This is a genomic window from Mycolicibacterium neworleansense, assembly GCF_001245615.1.
GTDB classification, from domain to species: Bacteria; Actinomycetota; Actinomycetes; order Mycobacteriales; family Mycobacteriaceae; genus Mycobacterium; species Mycobacterium neworleansense.
In genome coordinates, this window is the sequence record NZ_CWKH01000001.1 from 766,182 (window position 1) to 785,134 (window position 18,953).

Here is an 18,953-nt window from a genome sequence, read left to right on the forward strand (position 1 = left end):
GGTTGGGCGGTTAGCCCGACCGATGACAATTGCAGGAGGCAGCGATGGCTCAAGAGCAGACCAAGCGTGGCGGTGGCGGCGGCGAGGATGACGACCTCCCGGGCGCATCTGCCGCCGGCCAGGAGCGTCGCGAGAAGCTGGCCGAGGAGACCGACGATCTGCTCGATGAGATCGACGACGTGCTGGAAGAAAACGCGGAAGACTTCGTGCGCGCATACGTCCAAAAGGGCGGCCAGTGACCTGGCGCGAGAACTCTTCTTTGCCCCAGCCCCTCTCCACCAACCCCTCTGTAGCCATGGATCTGTCGTCGTTCTCTGAACTGCTGCGTCGACAGGCCCCCGAACTGCTCCCGGTCAACCGCGTCACCGACGGCACGATCAACCCGACCAACGCGGTGCCGCACGGGACGACCATCGTCGCGATCAAGTACCCGGGCGGCGTGCTGATCGCCGGTGACCGCCGCTCCACCCAGGGCAACATGATCGCCGGCCGCGACGTGCAGAAGGTGTACATCACCGACGACTACACCGCGACCGGCATCGCGGGCACCGCGGCCATCGCCGTCGAGTTCGCCCGGCTGTACGCCGTGGAGCTGGAGCACTACGAGAAGCTCGAAGGCGTCGCCCTGACCTTCCGCGGAAAGGTCAACCGGCTGGCCATCATGGTGCGCGGCAACCTCGGTGCGGCATTGCAGGGTTTCGTGGCGCTCCCGCTGTTGGTCGGCTTCGACGTCGATGCCGCCGATGCCGAGAACGCCGGCCGGATAGTGTCGTTCGACGCCGCAGGTGGCTGGAACATCGAGGAAGAGGGCTACCAGTCGGTGGGGTCCGGCTCGATCTTCGCCAAATCTTCGATCAAGAAGCTCTATCCGAACGTGGTCGACGCGGAATCGGCGCTGCAGGTGGCCATCGAGTCGCTCTACGACGCCGCCGACGACGACTCCGCAACCGGAGGACCCGATCTGGTGCGCGGCATCTATCCGACCGCGGTGACCATCGGTGCCGAGGGCGCCGTGGAGATCTCTGAGGAACGCATCGCTGAGCTGGCCCGCGAGGTCATCGCGCGCCGGACCCGGTTGGGCGGTGAGGGGTAAATGAGTTTCCCGTACTTCATCTCGCCTGAACAGGCGATGCGTGAGCGTTCCGAGCTGGCGCGCAAGGGCATCGCCCGCGGGCGCAGCGTGGTGGCGCTGGCGTATGACAGCGGTGTGCTGTTCGTGGCGGAGAATCCGTCGCGGTCGCTGCAGAAGGTCAGCGAGCTCTACGACCGGGTCGGTTTCGCCGCCGTCGGTCGCTTCAACGAGTTCGACAACCTGCGGCGCGGTGGCATCCAGTTCGCCGACACCCGTGGCTACGCCTACGACCGCCGCGACGTGACGGGCCGTCAGCTGGCCAACGTCTACGCCCAGACCCTCGGCACGATCTTCACCGAGCAGGCCAAGCCGTACGAGGTGGAGCTGTGCGTGGCCGAAGTGGCGCACTACGGGGAGACGAAGGCGCCGGAGCTGTACCGCATCACCTATGACGGGTCGATCGCCGACGAGCCGCACTTTGTCGTGATGGGCGGCACCACCGAGCCGATCATCGCCGCGCTCAACGACTCGTACGCCGAGAACGCAGATCTGGCCGCCGCGGTCAAGATCGCGGTGAAGGCACTGAGCGCGAGCGGCAACGGTTCCGAGCCGCGCACACTCGGGCCGGCGACCTTGGAGGTGGCAGTGCTCGACGCCACCCGACCGCGTCGCTGCTTCCGCCGGATCACCGGCACCGCGCTGGAAGCCCTTCTGCCCGAACCGGAGCCACCGGCCTCGTCCGAGTAGCCGCAGTGGTCGAGCCGGTCAGTCCCGAAGCGCCAATGCTGACCGGTGCCCGGATCCTTCATCAGAACTGGGTCGACGTCGCTTTTCTGCACTGGTCGGTCGATCCCCGGCGCATCGCCCACCTATATCCGGAGGGCACCGAGCCGGATACATTCGACGGTCTCGGCTACATCGGCCTGGTGGCCTTCCGGATGACCGGCACCGGATTCGGTTACGGCCCGGGCGTGCTGGGCAGTTTTCTCGAGACCAACGTGAGGTTGTATTCGGCCGACCGCACCGGGCGTCGCGGCGTCGTGTTCCTGAGCCTGGACACCCCCAGGCTCGACGTCGTGCTCGGCGCCCGCGCGGCGCTGGGGGTCCGTTACCGCTGGGCCGGCATGTCGTATCGCCGCGCCGGAGACCGTCATACCTATACCTCTGAGGTGCGCTGGCCGCGCACCCGGGCTTCCAGCCACCTCGAGATCGAAGCCGGAGCTGTCCTGATACCCGGACCGTTCGATCATTTCCTCACCGCGAGGTGGGGGTTGCATGTCGCCCACGGCGGGCGCACCTGGTATGTGCCCAACGAGCATCCGGCGTGGTCGTTGCGCTCCGCGGAGGTGCTCGGGTTCGAGCAGTCGGGGCTGTTCGCCTCGGTCGGCCTCGGTGCACTGTGCGATGGGCCGCCGGTGCACGTCGCGTTCAGCGACGGGGTGCCCGCCCGGTTCGGGATGCCGGTGCGGGCCCGCACTCCTAGGCGGTGACCACGGCTTCGGCGTCGCTGCGGTTGGTGTACAGCTGCCAGATCTGCCCGGCCAGATCGTCGGGGTTGAGCGTGTGGATGGCGACGCCGGCGAACTCGTCGGAACCGGACATCGCCCGGTGGATGTCGCCGCGATCGATCAGACCGCCGATGGTGAGGGTCCCGGCGTAGATTCCGGCGGGCGCCAGTGCGGCGTGCAGGGTGACTGCGTAGTTGCGCAGCGCTGCCGCGGCCAATGCCAGCCCGCCGAGCTGGGGCATCGGCATGACGCTGCTGAGGCCGCCGGCGAACAGCAACCCTCCGCTGCCGCGTTTGCGCAGTTCCGGAAGCAACAGGCCGGCGAAGTCGACCGCGGGTATGACGCTGTCGAGCGCCGCCCTCGCCCCTGGGACGTCCAGTTCGGTGATGTCGTCGGAGGGTGCCGTTTCGAAAGCGGCCGGACCGTAGTAGCCGACATCGATCCGGCCGAACCGGGCGCGGGCCGCGTCGACCGCGGCACGCAGCTGATCGGGTTCGGAGGCGTCGGCGGCATAAGCGGCCGCCTCGATGCCGTTGGCGGCCAGCGCGGCCAGATAGGCCGGATGCCGTTGTGATGAACGCGAGATCAGAGCCACGCGGTACCCCTCGGCGCCGAACCGTTGGGCGACGGACATGCCGAGGCCGGGGCCCGCGCCCAGAACGACGACGGCGGGAGAAGAAGTTGAGGTCATGCTCAACTTAGTAGCATAAGTTGAGTGTTCCCTCAACTTCGCTATGCTGGCCAGGTGTCGGCAATGAGGGCGGATGCGGTCCGGAATCGAGACCGCCTGGTGGCTGCCGCCGCCGAACTTTTCTGCGAGCACGGCGTCGACGTTCCACTCGACGAGATTGCGCGTCGGGCCGGCGTGAGCATCGGGACGCTCTACAACCACTTCCCGAACCGCGGGGCACTCCTGGATGTGGTGCTGTCCGATCGGTTGGCGGTGATCGACCGCTTGGCCCAGCAGGCGCTCGGCGATGCCGACTCGTGGCGGGGGTTCACCGGATTTCTCAACAGCCTGTTCGCGATGCAGGCATCCGATCGCGGCATCAACGACGCGGTGGCGCGCAATCCGGTCGGTGCCGTCGATGTCGCGGGGGAATGTGGCCGCGCCGGGGGACTGCTGGAGGCTGTCGTGGGGCGGGCCAGGGATGCCGGAGTGTTACGCGCCGACTTCGGCGCCGATGACCTGGCGACGTTGATGTGGGCGATGTCGAAGGTGATCGCGATGGCCGACGGCGACGATGACGTGTGGCGGCGTCACCTGGGCTTCGTGCTGGACGGACTGAAGAGTCCGGACGGCGGCGCGAACCAGACCCGACGGTCAGGCCAGGGCGAACCGTAGTTTCGCGGCTGCTGTCTGGTTCCAGATGTCGGCGGTGATCTCATCGGGGCGCACGGCGTATGTGCTGCCGCCGCGGTCGAGGACCATCACCGCGATGCGGGACAGCAGATCGTAGCCGGAGTCGTCGTAGTGCAGCGCTCCGGTGTCGGCCTCGATGCGGCCGAGAACGTCGACGGTGAAGTTGTACACCAGCGTGTCGACCGCCCCGGCTGCCGCCGCCCGCGCGATGTCGCCCAGGTCGGTGGCCACCAGTCCCTTGCTGACTTCGTCGCCCAATTCGTCGACCCACGCGCTGGCCTGCTCGGAGTTCAGGGCAGGCAGCGACTCGCGGATGGCGCCGTCGATCTGATCGGGCCGCAGTTGGTCGGCCGCACCGGGCACCGGCACGATCCGGCGCTTGTGATCGAGTCCGCGGTACATATCGAGAAGCGGGTTGGTCGCGAACAGATACAGCGGCCGTTCCGCGGCGGGGTCCAACCGGCCCAGTTCGGCGTCGACCGCGTCGGCGACCCGCTTGGCGTACTGATCCAGCAGCACTTTCTTGCCCTCGTCGCCTACCAGGCGGCGTACGTGGCCGCGGTCGCGCACAGTGGCGCGATTGGTCGCGTCGGCCACGTCGACGGCATACTCGCCGGTGAGCTCCAGTTCCTCGACTCGCGTGCTTGCGGTGGCCCGCCACAGGTTCCAGCCATCGGCCGAGAGGGTAAGGGCGTAGGCCTCCTGCGGTGTGGTGACCGCGCGGACCAACTGGCCGATGTCGAAGTACCTGCCCACCTGTAGCTGTTTCTCGAGCGCGTTGGGCAGTACGTAGACCTCGTGGAAGTCGTCGCTGATGAAGATGGCCACCGAACGGGAAAGGCTCAGCCACAGGTCTGATGCGGCGATCTCTGTCCAGCGGGACCGCAATTGTTGCTCGACGGCATGCCGCGCCCCGGACTCGCGGATCGTGCGCAGGGCCTGGTCCACCGCGCTCTTCGCGGTCAACAGACTCTTTTCCCGCTCGTCCGGCCCTGGTGCGGTTTCCGCGTACACGGTGATGGCGTGCTCGTGGGGCTCGCCAAGGCGGATCAGGTCGGAAACATCAGGCAACTCGTAGCGGGTCATCGCCCCTCCTTCGTGCGGACTGTTTTCCAACCATATGCCTGTGATGGCCGCTGACCAGGGCAAAAAGACGCAGAAAATGGCATGGTGAACGAATCGGGTTGACCGACACCTCAATTCCGGTCGGCGCCGGCCGGCCAGGGTTCGTCGGGCGCCGCGACGTCGAGGGCCGAGCCCGGCACGAACGAATCGACCAGGGTGATCCTGCGAAGAGTGCCGGCCGGGTCGAACCCGACGATGAATCCGCCGGTTGTGGTCACCAAACCCATTGCCGCACTTGCTATGCGGTCGGTCGGCAGCAGAGGTACCGGCGGTCGTCCCATTGCACCTTTCCGCTACCCCTTTACAACGAGTGTTGACCAGGTCACAATAAAACGAATCAGATTCGTTTTAGGAGACGACCGATGATCACCCTCACCGCCGCCGCACCCGAGTCGCTGTCGCGCAGTACCGAGTCGACGCGCCCGCCGCTGCGGGTCGGGCTGGTGCAGCACCGGTGGCGACCCGATGCGACCGAACTGCTCAGGGTGCTGCGCGACGGTATCGACCGCGCGGCCGGTGCCGGTGCGGCGCTGGTCTGCCTTCCAGAGATCACCCTCCTGCGCTATCCCGCGGACACCCCGGCCGGACCCAACCCGGGCGGGTCCGCCGAGGATCTCACCGGTGGCCCCACCTATGCCCTCGCGGCCGAGGCGGCCCGGGCCAATGACGTCTTCGTGCACGCCTCGCTGTACGAAAAGGCGCCGGCAGCTGATGGATTGGGTTTCAACACAGCAATCCTGGTGGCCCCGTCGGGGGAGTTGGCCGGCTACACCCGCAAGCTGCACATCCCGATTTCGGCGGGTTACTACGAAGACACCTACTTCCGTCCGGGTCCGGGACCGACCGCCGAGGGCAACCCGTACCCCGTGTACCACCCGGACGGGCTGGGAGCCCGCGTCGGATTGCCGACCTGCTGGGACGAGTGGTTCCCCGAGGTGGCGCGCAGCTACTCACTCGGCGGGGCCGAGATCGTGGTCTACCCGACGGCGATCGGTTCGGAACCGGTATTCCCGGCTTTCGACACCCAACCACTGTGGCAGCAGGTCATCGTCGCCAACGGCATCAACAGCGGACTGTTCATGGTGGTGCCCAACCGAATCGGAGACGAGGGCAAGGTCAGTTTCTACGGCTCGTCGTTCATCTCCGATCCATTCGGCCGGGTGCTGGTGCAGGCGCCTCGTGACGAAGAAGCCGTGCTGGTCGCCGACCTGGATCTGGACCAGCGTCGGGACTGGCTCGAGCTCTTCCCGTTCCTGCTGACCCGTCGGCCGGACACCTACGCCGCGCTCACCGCGCCGGTCGATGAAGCGCATCCCTACGGCGTCGGCCACGAAGCCACGGCAGTGGTGAAATGACCACGTACCGCATGCCCGCCGAAGGGGCGCCGCAGGACCGCGTGTGGATGGCCTTCCCATCCGCCGGCTATTCGCTGGGTGACACCGAAGCCGAACACCACGAAGCGCGCAGCACCTGGGCGGCGGTGGCGCACGCGGTGCTGGAGTTCGAGCCGGTGACGATGGTGGTCGACTCCGCCGAAATGCCCGCGGCCCGGCGCTATCTGTCCGCCGCCGTCGACATCGTCGAAGCACCGTTGAACGACGCCTGGATGCGGGACATCGGCCCCACCTTCGTGCACGCCGAGGACGGCTCGGTGGCCGCGGTGGACTGGGTGTTCAACGGCTGGGGTGCCCAGGATTGGGCGGTCTGGGATCGCGACTCGAAGATCGGTGCGGCCGTCGCTGATTGGTCGGATGTGCCGGTCGTCCACTCGGGCCTGGTGAACGAGGGCGGCGGCATTCAGGTCGACGGGCTGGGCACCGTTCTGGTCACCGAGACCGTGCAGCTGGATCCCAGCCGTAACCCCGGCGCCACCAAGGCCGACGTAGAAGCCGAGTTGGCCCGCACCATCGGTGCCGATCACACGATCTGGCTGCCGCGCGGCCTGACCCGTGACTCGCAACGGTTCGGCACCCGCGGGCACGTCGACATCGTGGCGGCGATACCGTCGCCCGGCCGGCTGCTGCTGCATTCGCAGCCCGCCGACGCTCATCCGGATCACTTGGTGTGCAAAGAAATCCGGGCATCGCTGGAAAAGACCCACGATGTCACCGGACGGCCCTGGGAGGTCGTGGAGCTACCCGCGCCCGATCAGTTGACCGACGCCGACGGCTTCGTCGACTACAGCTACATCAATCACCTGGTCGTCAACGGCGGCGTGATCGCCTGTGCTTTCGGCGATCCGAAGGATGCGGACGCGGCGGCGATCCTGGCCGAACAGTATCCAGGCCGCCGTGTCCTGAGAGTCGATGCCCGCCCGCTGTTCGAGCGTGGCGGCGGCATCCACTGCATCACCCAGCAGCAGCCCGCGGCCCGCCGGCGGTGATCAGATTGCCGGCCCGCCGGCGGTGATCAGATTGCCGGCCCGCCGGCGGTGATCATCCGGCCGATCGCCGCGCTCACCTGGGCACGGTTTCCGGTCCCGTTGCGCAGCACCCAGGATGTCAGGTGCTCGACGAGCTCGCGAACCTGTAGCAACGCCTGGATGCGCTGACTCTCATCGCTGTTGCCTTCCAGCTCTGCCGCCCACAACGCATCCAGATCGAGAATCTCGCGCACCGTGGCATAGGCCAGGGCCACCTCGGCGGTGCTCACGGCCAGCCGCTCCTGCATCCGGTAGATGGTGCCGGGGCCGACGCGGTTGATCAGCTCGCCGGCGACCGAGGTCGCGACGATCTCACGGCGCAACGGATGACCGCCGATCTCGGCGCGGGCATGCTCGGCGACAGCGCCGGGGAAGTAGTCAACGAGGCGGTGCGCGAACGCTTCCCGGTCCGGAACGTCGGAGGCAAGCAACTCCTGTGCCACCAGATTCTTGGATTGTGCCAGCAGGACCGCGATCTCGGGACGGGTGAGTCCGAGTCCCATGGCACGACGGCGCGCCAGCTCCGGCCCGGCCGGCAACCCCTCCACCTGAGGGTCGACACCCGCCTTGTCACGCAGGTTACCGATCAGCCGGATGTGGCGGTCCAGGAGCGAATCGGCCTCGGCGGCAGCCATGCTGATCGCCAGGATCGCCTCGGCGTTGTCGGCCAGCACCCGAGCGGCCACATCGTCGGTGGCATCGGCGAGCAGGGCATTGCGTTGTGCGGTACCGATGTTGCCGGCATCCAGGGCGATCTTGATGTTGACCTCGAGGTCTGAGGTCGCGACACCGGCCGCGTTGTCGATGAAATCGGCGTTGATCCGGCCACCGTTGAGCGCGAACCCGATACGTGCCTGTTGGGTCAGCCCGAGGTTGCCGCCTTCGCCGATCACCTTGCAGCGCAACTGCGATGCCGTCACCCGCACCCGGTCGTTGGCCTTGTCCCGGGCATCGGAGTCGGCTTCGGTGTCGGCCCGGACGTAGGTGCCGATACCGCCGTTCCACAGCAGGTCGACGGGCGCGCGCAGCACCGCGGCGACCAATTCGTCCGGGGTGCACTCAGCTGCCTCAATGCCCAGCGCGGCCTGGGCCTGCGATGACAGCGGTATCGACTTGGCGGTGCGGGGCCACACCCCGCCACCGGCCGAGATCAGCGTCGGATCGTAATCCTGCCAGCTCGATGTGGGCAGATCGAACAGGCGGGCGCGCTCCTCGAAGGACGCCTGAGGGTTCGGGTCGGGATCGACGAAGATGTGCCGATGGTCGAATGCGGCGACCAGTTTGATGTTGTCGGACAGCAGCATTCCGTTACCGAACACATCACCGGACATGTCACCGATGCCGGCCACCGTGAACGGCTCGGCCTCGATGTCATGGCCGGCCTCGGCGAAATGGCGCTGCACCGAGAGCCACGCGCCGCGGGCGGTGATGCCCATGGCCTTGTGGTCGTAACCGGCCGAGCCGCCGGAGGCAAAGGCATCCCCGAGCCAGAAGCCGTATTCGGCGGCAATGGAATTGGCCAGGTCGGAGAATCTCGCGGTGCCCTTGTCGGCGGCCACCACCAGATAGGCGTCGGCACCGTCAGGGCACACCGTCCGCTGCGGATGCCGGATGGTGCCGTCGACGATGTTGTCGGTGATGTCGAGCATTCCACGGATGAACGTGCGGTAACCGTCGGCCGGCGCGATGTCCGCATTGCGCAGCACGAACGCGCCTTTGGCGCCGGTCGGCACGATGGGCGCGTTCTTCACCGCCTGTGTCTTCATCAGGCCGAGCACCTCGGTGCGGAAGTCCTCGGGACGATTCGACCAGCGCAGTCCCCCTCGGGCGATGGCCCCGCTGCGCAGGTGGATGCCCTCGACAGTGTCGGAGCAGACGTAGATCTCGCGGTGCGGAACCACCGGGCCGGTCCCGGCCAGCCGGGCCGAGTCGAGCTTGAAAGACAGGTAGTCCTTGGGTTGGCCGTCCGGTCCGATCTGGAACCAGTTGGTACGCAAGGTCGCCCGGACGAAGCTGTGCAATGCGTGCCGAATGCGCTCGTCATCGAGCGAGGCTGCGGCGTCCACCAGGGCCGCCACGTCGCGATCGGCTTGGTCGGCGTCGACGCGGTCGGCGCCGTCGGGGTTGAAGCGGGCATCGAAGAGCGTCAGCAGCGCGTTGACGAAATCCGGTGCGGCGACCAGCGAATCGACGATGTAGTCGGCCGAGAATCCCAATCCGGTCTGCCAGATGAATCGCCCGGCCGCGCGGATCAGAACTGCCCGGCGCCAGTCGATGCCGGCTGACGGGATCAGCGCGGCATAGCGGTCCACCTGCCAGTGCCCGGCGGTCGCGGCCTGGTATGCGCGGCCGATGAGATCGAGGGTGGCGGCCGGCAGGGTCAGGCGGCCGAATTCGTAGCAGTGGCCCGCGTCGGCGACCCGATAGGAGGCGACACGCAAGCCGAAGTGTTCGAACGTGGCGCAGACCTCGGCGAGCAGTGGCGGGCTTCCGGGCCACTGCACCTCGGCGCGTGTGCCGGCTTCTTCGACGGCAAAAGACACTCGGGCAGAAGGGGTTTCCACAGCATGAGTCTCGGCCATGACCGGTCGAACAACCATCGACATTTTGGTGATCCGGGCGCGAGGACAAGCGCCATTCTGTCGAAGGATCTGAATACCGTCCGTGCCACGGTATTCCGAGTTCGCGCTCGGGAAATGCAAACGGGCGTCACCGGCTTGTGCCGATGACGCCCGGGACAGACAGGGAGGTCAGGGGAGCGGTGGCGTGTCCATCGCGAGGGTCTCGCCCCGGAAGAACGCCGGCTGGATGACGCGCAGCACCAGCATCACGACGGCACCGAGCAGCAGGATGCCGAAGCCGAGGTAGAACACCAGGCCGATCCCGCCGATCGATGCGCCGCTGCCGCTGGCCTCCGGGTCCATGCTCACCAGAACCGACTTGACGAACACCGACAGCAGCATGGCCCCGCCGAGCGTCGGGAAGACCAGCTTGTAGATGATGTTCCGCGGATTGAGGAACAGTTCCTTGCGGAAGAACCACACGCAGGCGAACGCGGTGATGCCGTAGTACCAGCAGATCATGATGCCAAGGGCGGCAATGGTATCCAGCAGTGTCCGCTCGGAAAGCAGTGTCACGATGGTGTAGAAGGCGGCGGTGACGACACCGGCGACCACGGTGCTGAACACCGGCGACAGCGATCGCGGGTGGACACTGGCGAACCGCTTGGGGAACGCACCGTAGGCACCCATCGCCAACATGGTGCGAGCCGCAGGCAGGACAGTGGTCTGCAAGCTGGCGATAGAGGAGGCGAACACCGCCAGGAGCAGCAGCGGCCCGCCCCAGTCGCCCAGCACCGGATAGGCCAGCGCCCCGAAGACGTTCTCGGCGATGTCCTCATTACCCAGGCCCAGTCCGGTGTCGCCCACTCCGGCGTACATCATCACCGCGACCGCCACCAGCAGGTAGGTCAGCAGGATCGACAGCACACACAACAATCCGGCACGGCCGGGCACCTTGGTGGGGTCCTTGCTCTCCTCGCCCAACGTCAGGCAGGTGTCCCAGCCCCAGAAGGCGAAGATGGAGCCGACGAGTCCGATGACGAAGGCGCTCATCGTGAGTCCGGTGAACGGGTCGAACCATTGGATGTCGAATTTCAAATGCCCCTCGACGCTGCCGGACCGCGCGATGGCGACCACCGCGAACGTCAACAGGACGATCATCTGGAATCCGACCAGCACATACTGCACCTTCTCGCTGGTCGTGATGCCGCGACAGGAGATGTAGGTGGCGATGGCAAGCAGTGCGACCGTGGAAACGATGTTGACGGTGACGTTCTCGGCCGGGAGCATGGCGAGCGTTTCGTTGTGCAGCACCTTGCCCAGGAACTCGTAGCCGAAAAGGACGCCGATCGAGGCCAGGTTGGACAGCACGATGATGGTGGCGACCACCATGCCCCATCCGCACATCCAGCCGACGTACGGTCCGAAGGCTTTGGTGGACCACGTGAACGACGCGCCGCAGTCGGGTGCCCGTGAGTTCAGCTCGCGGTAGGCGTAGGCGGTCAGGAACATCGGGATGAAGCCGGCGATCAAGATGGCGGGCATCTTCAGCCCGACCGCCGCGACGATGAGCCCGATACTGGCGGTCAGGGTGTAGCCCGGCGCCACCGTCGAGATGCCGAGGACGGCACCGGTGAAGGTGCCGATGCGTCCCGCTGCCAGGCCTTTGGCGACCAAGCCCTCCTCGCGCTCGGCCTGCACCAGCTCACGGCCGGCAAGTTGGTCAGTCACGTTCTGCCCCTTCATCGTTGGGTACAACAAACATCGGGACCTGCAGAACCCGCAGCATCTTCGCCGCAGTTGACCCGAGGAAAAGGCGGCGCGGCTGAGCCAGCCGGCTCGAACCGACCATGATCATGTCGCCGTCATGCCAGCCCAGCTCGTTGACCGCCTCCTCGACGGTCGGCCCGGTGGCGACCCGCGAGGAGACCGGGACATCGTCCGGCAGAAAGTCTTTCGCTTGATCCAGGGCGTGTTGTGCGTGCTGTTGAGCGGCAGCCAGCCGGCGGGCGTCGTCGACGGCGACCAGCGACACCAGGCGAAGAGGTGTCTCGGTGGCCCGGCAGAACCGCAATGCGGTGTTGAGCAACGGGGTGGCTCCGGGGCGCGTGCCGATTGCGCAGGTGACCTCACGGATTCGCGCACTGCGCTGCAGCCGGGCGGCGCGCGGTGCGATGACCACCGGTAGCGGGCAGGCGTGCACCAGACCGTTGACCACCGAGCCGAGAGACAACGGGCCGGCCATCCCGCCGCCGGCTCCACCGACCACGAGCGCCTCGGCGCCCAGCTTCTCGGCTGCTGCGATGAGGCCCATGGTGCTCGACTCGTCGTAGCTCAGGTGGGTGGTCACGGCCACGTCGTCGCGCACCGCCGCCGCGGCCGCGGCCAGCCAGCCGCCGGCTTCCCGGTGCAGCACATCGCCGGGAGTGGGGGCGAGCGCCGAGCGGTCGCTGGGCAGCACCATGCACAGGTCGAGGTCGGCACCCAGCGTGCGGGCGATCTGTTCCCCGACCGCGACGGCGTCATCGCCTCCCGGTGTGGCGAGGTAGGCGACAGCGATTCGTGGAGTGTTCATCGACGAGTTCTGCACCGTCCGTCTCTTGTTGGAAGCGATCAGGTTTCTGGCCGGCCAAGTGTGTCGCGGAGCACATCCTCGGTCACCCGACGATCTGGAGATTCTTGGTGGAATTTTTCGACATTCTGTACATTTCTGTTCGTGGCGGTTCCGGTGCGGTGGGTGATCGAGCAGTCGGACCTGCATCTGCGTCTGTTGGCCGGCTCGTCCGGCGCCGGCCGTGAGGTGAGCCTGGTGCTGACCACCGAGCTGGCCAACCCGGCCGAATGGCTCTCCGGCGGCGAGCTGGTGCTGACCACCGGGATCAGCTTGCCGGCCAGTGATCGCGGCCGGCGTCGCTATCTACAACTGCTGGCCGAAAGTGGTGTCGCCGCAGTGGGATTCGGTACCGGTCTGACGTTCGATGCGGTTCCCGGCGAGTTGGTGGCGGCTGCCGAGGAACTCGGGTTGGCGCTGATCGAGGTGCCGCTTCGGACTCCGTTCGCGGCGGTGGTGCAGCGGGTCGGTGCACGCCTGGCCGAGCTGGAGTACGACGCTGTGCTGCGCGCTTCCCGGGCGCAGCCGCGGATCACCCGGGCGGTGGTGAGCGACGGCCCGCGTGGCGTCGCGGCCGAACTGGGCCGCGCGCTGAAGGCTGCCGTGGTGGTGCTGGATCCGAGCGGGACGGTGATCGCATCGCATCCGACCAACCTCGGCGTCACGACGGTGAACCTGGTGCGCGACTCGATCGAGCCGGGTGCCGCGTCGGGCGTGCGCGTGTTGTCCGATGGCACCACGGTGGCCCAGCAGGACATCCGGGTCGGGGGCCGCTCGCACGGCGCGCTCGCGGTGGTCGGCCCGGTCGCGCTGAGTCCGGTCGACCAGGTGCTGTTGGGACATGCCACCTCTTTGCTGGCCTTGGACTTCGAGAAACCGGCCCGGTTGCAGGAGGTCCAGCGGGTGCTCAACCAACAGGCGTTGGGACTGCTGCTGACCGGTGAGCTCGACCTCGAACCGGTGTATGCACAGCTGGCGCCGGTCGCTGATGCCCAGGGCCGGATTCGGGTACTGGTCGTCGAGTCCGACGCCGAGGCGAAGTCAGCGAGTCACCGGCAGCGGATGATCGCGGCGGTGGTCGGTGAGCTGGAGGCGGCCGGACATCCGGTGTTCGTGCACGGTGCCGATCGCCGGCTGACGGTGCTGCTGCCCGGCACCGAGACGGTTGAGACCGCCGCCGGTCTGCTGGTCGGGCTGGACCCGGCGGCGCGCAAATCGAGCCGCAGTGGGCTCAGCGGAATTCAGCCGCTGCGGCGGTTGATGCAGGCCGTCGACGATGCCCGGCTGGCCGCATCGGTGGCCGAACGGGGCTGTCACCCATTGGAATTCGCGGCGCTGGCGGGCAGTGCATTGCTGTCCTCCGGGCCGAGCCGTGAGGTGCTGGTCGCGCTCGGGGCCGCAGTGCTGACGCCGGTGGCCGACCACGACGCGCAGCACGGATCCGGGCTGATGACGGCGCTGCGGGCTTTCCTGGAGGCCAACGGCCAGTGGGAGGCCGCCGCGGCGGCCATCGGTGTGCACCGGCACACGATGCGCAAGCGGATCGAAACCGCGGAGGCGCTGTTGGGCTGTGATCTCGGGGTGGCCCGAGTGCGGGCCGAACTGCTGCTGGCGATCTTGGCGCGCGGGTAAACCGCTGCGGCTCAGACGGTGACCGCGCTGTCGTCCGGCGTGCGGTCCCGGCGCCAGCCGACGTAGGTCAGCCACAGCCCCATCGCGGTCAGCAGCAGAAAGAAGATCCGCGCCGCAAGCAGCGGGCCCGGGCTCGTCACCGTGGCGTTTGCGCCGGAGTCGATCGCCGAGGGGATGGCCATCATCGCCAGTCCGCGCAGCGCCACGAACCAGCCGAACAGAGAGATGAGCACGGCCGTCACGCTGTACCAGTACTGGTGAAACGCGATCACGACCAGGCCCATCATCAGCATCGCCGCACCGAGGATCCAGGGCAGGACCGCATTGTCGAACAGGCCGCCGAGCAGCCCGGTGAGGTCGGGAAGGCGAATCGCGATGATCACCGTCGCCGCGGCGACGAACGGGCCGAGCACGCGGGCGAACGCCCGGGTGCGACGGCGGGCTTCGGGGGTGGCCTGCGGCATCGCCTGCTCCAATCAATAAACCGACTGACGGTCTATTTTTAGCCTAAGCTCGGAAAGAAGTAGTCGTCAATGGGAGGTTGGCCATGGCCCGTCGGGTCAAACCGGAGGAGTACGCCGCCCGGCGGCGCGAGATCCTCGTGGCCGCCCTGCAATTACTGCACGACAAGGGCTACGCCGCGATGACCATCGAGGATCTGTTGGCCGCCGTGCAGATCTCCAAGGGCGCGCTGTATCACTATTTCCGGTCCAAGCAGGAGTTGCTCGAGGGCGTCGTGGAGCACCTGGGCGAGAGCCCCACCGTCGAACTGCAGCGCATCGTCGATGCTCCCGACCGCACCGCGCTGGACAAACTTCACGCCTACTTTGCGGCGTCGCACACCTGGAAAACGGAGAATCCGATCGCGGTGGCCACCCTGGCCCGGCTGTGGCACGACGAGAACAACGCGCTGCTCCGCCAGAAGATGACCCAGGGCTCGCTGCGCACCACCGCGCCACTGCTGGAAGCGATCATCCGCCAGGGCTGCGCCGAAGGCGTGTTCGACACCGGTTTTCCGCACGAGGCCGCCGGAATCATCACCGCGATGGGCATGCACCTGGCCGACGCGTTCATCGAGGCCCTGCAGGCCGACGGCGCCGACGGCGTCGACATCTCAGGCCCACATGCCCGCCGGGCGGTGGCGGCGTATCAACAGGCGATCGAACGCATCCTCGGGTTGGCCGACGGCTCGCTGGCATCCGTTGCCGCGACAACACCCATTTCAGATTTTGCCGCACCGTCAGCGCGAGCTTGCCCACCGTTACCGTGACCCACCCCGTAAGCTCGATAGCGTGCAGCGACGAATCATGGGGATCGAGACGGAATTCGGTGTGACCTGCACCTTCCACGGCCATCGCCGGCTCAGCCCCGACGAGGTTGCCCGCTATCTGTTCCGGCGGGTGGTGTCGTGGGGCCGCAGTTCCAACGTCTTCCTTCGCAATGGCGCCCGGTTATACCTCGACGTGGGCAGCCACCCCGAGTACGCAACCGCCGAGTGTGACAACCTGACCCAGCTGGTCACCCACGACCGCGCCGGCGAGCGCGTCCTTGAGGACCTGCTGATCGATGCCGAACAGCGGCTCGCCGACGAGGGCATCGGTGGTGACATCTACCTGTTCAAGAACAACACCGACTCGGCGGGCAACTCCTACGGCTGCCACGAGAACTACCTGATCGTGCGGGCCGGTGAGTTCTCCCGGATCTCCGACGTGCTGCTGCCGTTCCTGGTCACGCGCCAGCTCATCTGCGGTGCGGGCAAGGTTTTGCAGACACCGAAGGCCGCCACCTACTGCCTGAGCCAGCGCGCCGAGCACATCTGGGAGGGCGTCTCCAGCGCGACCACGCGGTCGCGTCCGATCATCAACACCCGCGACGAGCCGCACGCCGACGCCGAGAAGTACCGCCGCCTGCACGTCATCGTCGGGGACTCCAACATGTGCGAGTCCACCACGATGCTCAAGGTTGGCACCGCATCGCTGGTGCTGGAGATGATCGAGGCCGGCGTCCCGTTCCGGGATTTCTCCCTCGACAACCCGATCCGTGCCATCCGCGAGGTGAGTCACGACCTGACCGGGCGGCGTCCGGTGCGGCTGGCCGGCGGCCGGCAGGCCAGCGCGCTGGACATCCAGCGCGAGTACTACAGCCGCGCCGTGGAGTACCTGCAGACTCGTGAGCCCAGCACCCAGATCGAGCAGGTGGTCGATCTGTGGGGCCGCCAGCTCGACGCGGTCGAGAGCCAGGACTTCGCGAAGGTCGACACCGAGATCGACTGGGTGATCAAGCGCAAGCTGTTCCAGCGCTACCAGGATCGCTACAACATGGAGCTGTCCGATCCGAAGATCAGCCAGCTCGACCTCGCCTACCACGACATCAAGCGTGGGCGTGGAGTGTTCGACCTGTTGCAGCGCAAGGGCCTGGCCGCCCGGATCACCACCGACGAGGAGATCGACGCCGCGGTCAACACCCCGCCGCAGACCACGCGGGCCAAGCTGCGTGGCGAGTTCATCAGCGCCGCACAGGAAGCCGGGCGCGACTTCACCGTCGATTGGGTGCATCTCAAGCTCAACGACCAGGCCCAGCGCACCGTGCTCTGCAAGGATCCGTTCCGGTCGGTGGATGAGCGAGTCAAGCGCCTGATCGCCAGCATGTGAGCTCTAAGCTTTCCTCTCGTGGCGGTATCCAAAGTCGAGCGGTTGATGAACCTTGTCATCGCCCTGCTGTCCACCCGGTCGTTCCTGCCTGCCGACAAGATCCGCGCCAGCGTCGCCGGATACGCCGACAGTCCCAGTGACGAAGCGTTCTCCCGGATGTTCGAGCGTGACAAGAACGAGTTGCGTGACCTGGGCATCCCACTGGAGACGGGCCGGGTGTCCAAATTCGATCCAACCGAGGGCTACCGGATCAACCGGGATTCCTACGCGCTGCCGCCGGTGCAGCTGAATGCCGATGAGGCCGCGGCGGTGGCCGTGGCCACCCAGTTGTGGGAGTCCCCGGAGCTGGTCACCGCGACGCAGGGCGCGCTGTTGAAGCTGCGCGCGGCGGGTGTGGACGTCGACGCCGACGGGGCCGGTGTGGCCATCGCGTCGACCGCGACGCTGCCCGGATTGCGCGGTTCCGAAGAGGTGTTGCGAATCCTGCTGTCCGCGATCGATTCCGGGCATGCCGTGCAGTTCCGGCACCGCGCATCGCGCAATGCCGAGTTCACCAGCCGCACCGTGGAGCCCTGGGGCGTCGTCACCCATCGCGGCCGGTGGTACCTGGTCGGCCACGATCGCGACCGCGACGACACGCGTACCTTCCGGCTGTCGCGCATCGACCCCGACGTGAGCACGGTCGGGCCGGCCGCTGCGGTGGCCAAGCCCGAAGACGTGAATCTGCGTGAGATCGTCGCCCGTGCGGTGGCCGAACTACCCACGGGCGAACAGGCCCGGGTCTGGATCGCCGGCGGACGCGCCACCGCCCTGCGCCGCCAGGCCATCGAGACCGTTCCGCGCACGCTGGGCGGGCGCGCGGGGGAGGAGATCACCGTCGACATCGGGATGTCGGACCGGCTGGCCCGTGAGATCGCCAGCCACGGCGCCGACGCCGTCGCGCTGGAACCGCAGTCGTTGCGCGAGGACGTGGTGAGCCGGCTGCGGGCACAGGCGGGGGCATCGCATGAGTAGCCAGGTGTCGACCCGGCTGGTCCGGATGCTGAACATGGTCCCGTATTTCCAGGCGAACCCGAAGGTGACCCGTGACGAGGCCGCGGCCGCGCTGGGGGTGTCGCGCAAGCAGCTCGACTCCGATCTCGAGCAACTCTGGATGTGCGGTCTTCCCGGCTACAGTCCGGGAGATCTCATCGACTTCGACTTCGAAGGGGACACGGTCGAGGTCACGTTCAGCGCCGGTGTCGATCGCCCGTTGCGCCTGACGTCCACGGAAGCCACCGGCATCCTGGTGGCCCTGCGGTCCCTGGTCGACGTGCCGGGGATGGTCGACCCCAAGGCTGCCCGCAGTGCCATCGCCAAGATCGAGTCCGCGGCCGGCACCCAACGCGCTGCCCTCGAGGAACCTGGATCCGAGGAGGCCGTCCCGCAGGAGACCGGTGCGGCTGCGGCGGTACGTGCGGCCGTGCGCGACGCGCGGGCGCTCACCCTGGAGTACTACTCGGCCTCGCGCGACTCGCTCACCTCACGCACCGTCGACCCGATCCGCGTCGTGCTGATCGGGGACAACAGCTACCTGGAGGCGTGGTGCCGAAGCGCCGAGGCGGTGCGGATGTTCCGGTTCGACCGGATCGTCGCGGCGGAGCTCCTCGCCGATCCCTCGGCGCCGCCCTCACCGGCGGTGCAGGCCGGCACGGACACATCGCTGTTCGATCCCGACACCGCGGATCCGTCGTTGCCGGTGGCCACCCTGCTGATCGACCGTTCGGCGTCGTGGATGTTCGACTATTACCCGCTGCGGGTCGTCAACGAGCTGCCCGACGGGGCCTGTGAAGCGGTCATGACCTATGCCTCACAGGAGTGGATGGCACGGTTCCTGCTCGGATTCGGCTCGGCGGTGCGGGTGTTGGCCCCACAGGCGCTGGCGCAGCGGGTACGGGAGTCGGCGACCGAGGCCCTGCACGCCTACGACGCCGACGACACGCGCGGGTAGACTCAGCACGGACGTCTG

Annotated in this window: 19 protein-coding genes; 12 read left to right on the plus strand and 7 right to left on the minus strand. The window is 67.4% G+C overall.

Going from position 1 to position 18,953, the window contains the following annotated elements; all coding sequences use genetic code 11:
* Positions 1-44 precede the first annotated feature (44 nt).
* Genes BN2156_RS03590 through BN2156_RS03605 form a run of 4 tightly spaced genes read left to right on the plus strand, consistent with a single transcriptional unit; the run spans position 45 to position 2,562 of the window.
* Positions 45-239 (plus strand): ubiquitin-like protein Pup, encoded by a 195-nt coding sequence (locus tag BN2156_RS03590; RefSeq protein ID WP_003880265.1) that lies wholly within the window; start codon positions 45-47, stop codon positions 237-239.
* Positions 240-295: 56 nt separating this feature from the next.
* On the plus strand, positions 296-1,093 hold the full coding sequence (gene prcB / locus BN2156_RS03595; RefSeq protein ID WP_090510292.1) for a proteasome subunit beta: 798 nt from the start codon (positions 296-298) through the stop codon (positions 1,091-1,093).
* Positions 1,094-1,819 (plus strand): proteasome subunit alpha, encoded by a 726-nt coding sequence (gene prcA, locus BN2156_RS03600; protein ID WP_090510294.1) that lies wholly within the window; start codon positions 1,094-1,096, stop codon positions 1,817-1,819. It begins immediately after the preceding gene.
* Between the two features lie 5 nt (positions 1,820-1,824).
* Entirely contained in the window at positions 1,825-2,562 is a 738-nt protein-coding gene (locus tag BN2156_RS03605) for a YqjF family protein (RefSeq protein WP_210436570.1), read from the plus strand.
* On the opposite strand, the gene BN2156_RS03610 is transcribed toward BN2156_RS03605, so the two are convergent.
* Positions 2,552-3,271: an SDR family NAD(P)-dependent oxidoreductase gene (locus BN2156_RS03610; RefSeq protein WP_090510299.1), complete on the minus strand. Its 720-nt coding sequence runs from the start codon at positions 3,269-3,271 to the stop codon at positions 2,552-2,554. The genes BN2156_RS03605 and BN2156_RS03610 overlap by 11 nt on opposite strands.
* A 63-nt stretch (positions 3,272-3,334) precedes the next feature.
* On the opposite strand from BN2156_RS03610, the gene BN2156_RS03615 reads away from it, so the two are divergent.
* Entirely contained in the window at positions 3,335-3,925 is a 591-nt protein-coding gene (locus tag BN2156_RS03615) for a TetR/AcrR family transcriptional regulator (RefSeq protein WP_090510301.1), read from the plus strand.
* Here BN2156_RS03615 and BN2156_RS03620 read toward each other — a convergent pair.
* Together BN2156_RS03620 and BN2156_RS31095 are read right to left on the minus strand one after the other, a co-directional pair.
* Positions 3,905-5,029 (minus strand): baeRF11 domain-containing protein, encoded by a 1,125-nt coding sequence (locus tag BN2156_RS03620; RefSeq protein WP_090510304.1) that lies wholly within the window; start codon positions 5,027-5,029, stop codon positions 3,905-3,907. The two genes, BN2156_RS03615 and BN2156_RS03620, sit on opposite strands and share 21 nt — an antisense overlap.
* A 110-nt stretch (positions 5,030-5,139) precedes the next feature.
* Positions 5,140-5,286 (minus strand): hypothetical protein, encoded by a 147-nt coding sequence (locus BN2156_RS31095; protein WP_308208086.1) that lies wholly within the window; start codon positions 5,284-5,286, stop codon positions 5,140-5,142.
* Positions 5,287-5,430: 144 nt separating this feature from the next.
* Here BN2156_RS31095 and BN2156_RS03630 point away from each other — a divergent pair, with 144 nt between their 5' ends.
* Together BN2156_RS03630 and BN2156_RS03635 are read left to right on the plus strand one after the other, a co-directional pair.
* A complete protein-coding gene (locus BN2156_RS03630; protein ID WP_090510307.1) occupies positions 5,431-6,423 on the plus strand; it encodes a nitrilase-related carbon-nitrogen hydrolase in 993 nt (330 codons plus the stop codon).
* On the plus strand, positions 6,420-7,451 hold the full coding sequence (locus BN2156_RS03635; protein WP_090510309.1) for an agmatine deiminase family protein: 1,032 nt from the start codon (positions 6,420-6,422) through the stop codon (positions 7,449-7,451). Before BN2156_RS03630 ends, BN2156_RS03635 begins: the two co-directional genes overlap by 4 nt.
* A 26-nt stretch (positions 7,452-7,477) precedes the next feature.
* Here the strand turns inward: BN2156_RS03635 and BN2156_RS03640 are convergent, their stop codons facing one another.
* The 3 genes from BN2156_RS03640 to BN2156_RS03650 all read right to left on the minus strand — a co-directional run bounded on the left by BN2156_RS03640 (position 7,478) and on the right by BN2156_RS03650 (position 12,626).
* Complete coding sequence (locus BN2156_RS03640; protein WP_090515428.1) at positions 7,478-10,054, minus strand: NAD-glutamate dehydrogenase domain-containing protein; 2,577 nt, start codon at positions 10,052-10,054, stop codon at positions 7,478-7,480.
* Between the two features lie 186 nt (positions 10,055-10,240).
* Complete coding sequence (locus tag BN2156_RS03645; RefSeq protein WP_090515430.1) at positions 10,241-11,782, minus strand: APC family permease; 1,542 nt, start codon at positions 11,780-11,782, stop codon at positions 10,241-10,243.
* The gene (locus BN2156_RS03650; RefSeq protein WP_090515432.1) at positions 11,775-12,626 is read right to left on the minus strand and encodes a universal stress protein; all 852 of its coding nucleotides are present in this window, start codon (positions 12,624-12,626) and stop codon (positions 11,775-11,777) included. The genes BN2156_RS03645 and BN2156_RS03650 overlap by 8 nt, the downstream gene beginning before the upstream one ends.
* A gap of 153 nt (positions 12,627-12,779) precedes the next feature.
* Here BN2156_RS03650 and BN2156_RS03655 point away from each other — a divergent pair, with 153 nt between their 5' ends.
* Positions 12,780-14,294 (plus strand): PucR family transcriptional regulator, encoded by a 1,515-nt coding sequence (locus tag BN2156_RS03655; protein ID WP_090515434.1) that lies wholly within the window; start codon positions 12,780-12,782, stop codon positions 14,292-14,294.
* Between the two features lie 11 nt (positions 14,295-14,305).
* Here BN2156_RS03655 and BN2156_RS03660 read toward each other — a convergent pair whose 3' ends face one another.
* Complete coding sequence (locus tag BN2156_RS03660; RefSeq protein ID WP_090510312.1) at positions 14,306-14,758, minus strand: hypothetical protein; 453 nt, start codon at positions 14,756-14,758, stop codon at positions 14,306-14,308.
* 83 nt (positions 14,759-14,841) lie between these two features.
* On the opposite strand from BN2156_RS03660, the gene BN2156_RS03665 reads away from it, so the two are divergent.
* From BN2156_RS03665 to BN2156_RS03680, 4 genes are read left to right on the plus strand one after another with little or no spacing between them, the layout of a single operon-like run.
* Positions 14,842-15,564 carry a TetR/AcrR family transcriptional regulator gene (locus tag BN2156_RS03665; RefSeq protein WP_090510315.1) on the plus strand — a complete coding sequence of 241 codons (723 nt, stop codon included), beginning with the start codon at positions 14,842-14,844 and terminating at the stop codon, positions 15,562-15,564.
* A gap of 22 nt (positions 15,565-15,586) precedes the next feature.
* Entirely contained in the window at positions 15,587-16,945 is a 1,359-nt protein-coding gene (gene pafA, locus BN2156_RS03670) for a Pup--protein ligase (RefSeq protein WP_090510317.1), read from the plus strand.
* A gap of 18 nt (positions 16,946-16,963) precedes the next feature.
* The gene (locus BN2156_RS03675) at positions 16,964-17,959 is read left to right on the plus strand and encodes a helix-turn-helix transcriptional regulator (RefSeq protein WP_090510320.1); all 996 of its coding nucleotides are present in this window, start codon (positions 16,964-16,966) and stop codon (positions 17,957-17,959) included.
* Positions 17,952-18,935 carry a helix-turn-helix transcriptional regulator gene (locus BN2156_RS03680; RefSeq protein ID WP_090510323.1) on the plus strand — a complete coding sequence of 328 codons (984 nt, stop codon included), beginning with the start codon at positions 17,952-17,954 and terminating at the stop codon, positions 18,933-18,935. The genes BN2156_RS03675 and BN2156_RS03680 overlap by 8 nt, the downstream gene beginning before the upstream one ends.
* Positions 18,936-18,953: the final 18 nt, after the last annotated feature.

What these genes read in the sequence shown, in the direction of transcription:
- BN2156_RS03590 (WP_003880265.1), top strand. Translation starts at nt 45, where the DNA reads ATGGCTCAAGAGCAGACCAAGCGTGGCGGTGGCGGCGGCGAGGATGAC.
- prcB (WP_090510292.1), top strand. Translation starts at nt 296, where the DNA reads ATGGATCTGTCGTCGTTCTCTGAACTGCTGCGTCGACAGGCCCCCGAA.
- prcA (WP_090510294.1), top strand. Translation starts at nt 1,094, where the DNA reads ATGAGTTTCCCGTACTTCATCTCGCCTGAACAGGCGATGCGTGAGCGT.
- BN2156_RS03610 (WP_090510299.1), bottom strand. Translation starts at nt 3,271, where the DNA reads ATGACCTCAACTTCTTCTCCCGCCGTCGTCGTTCTGGGCGCGGGCCCC.
- BN2156_RS03615 (WP_090510301.1), top strand. Translation starts at nt 3,335, where the DNA reads ATGAGGGCGGATGCGGTCCGGAATCGAGACCGCCTGGTGGCTGCCGCC.
- BN2156_RS03620 (WP_090510304.1), bottom strand. Translation starts at nt 5,029, where the DNA reads ATGACCCGCTACGAGTTGCCTGATGTTTCCGACCTGATCCGCCTTGGC.
- BN2156_RS03630 (WP_090510307.1), top strand. Translation starts at nt 5,431, where the DNA reads ATGATCACCCTCACCGCCGCCGCACCCGAGTCGCTGTCGCGCAGTACC.
- BN2156_RS03635 (WP_090510309.1), top strand. Translation starts at nt 6,420, where the DNA reads ATGACCACGTACCGCATGCCCGCCGAAGGGGCGCCGCAGGACCGCGTG.
- BN2156_RS03650 (WP_090515432.1), bottom strand. Translation starts at nt 12,626, where the DNA reads ATGAACACTCCACGAATCGCTGTCGCCTACCTCGCCACACCGGGAGGC.
- BN2156_RS03660 (WP_090510312.1), bottom strand. Translation starts at nt 14,758, where the DNA reads ATGCCGCAGGCCACCCCCGAAGCCCGCCGTCGCACCCGGGCGTTCGCC.
- BN2156_RS03665 (WP_090510315.1), top strand. Translation starts at nt 14,842, where the DNA reads ATGGCCCGTCGGGTCAAACCGGAGGAGTACGCCGCCCGGCGGCGCGAG.
- BN2156_RS03680 (WP_090510323.1), top strand. Translation starts at nt 17,952, where the DNA reads ATGAGTAGCCAGGTGTCGACCCGGCTGGTCCGGATGCTGAACATGGTC.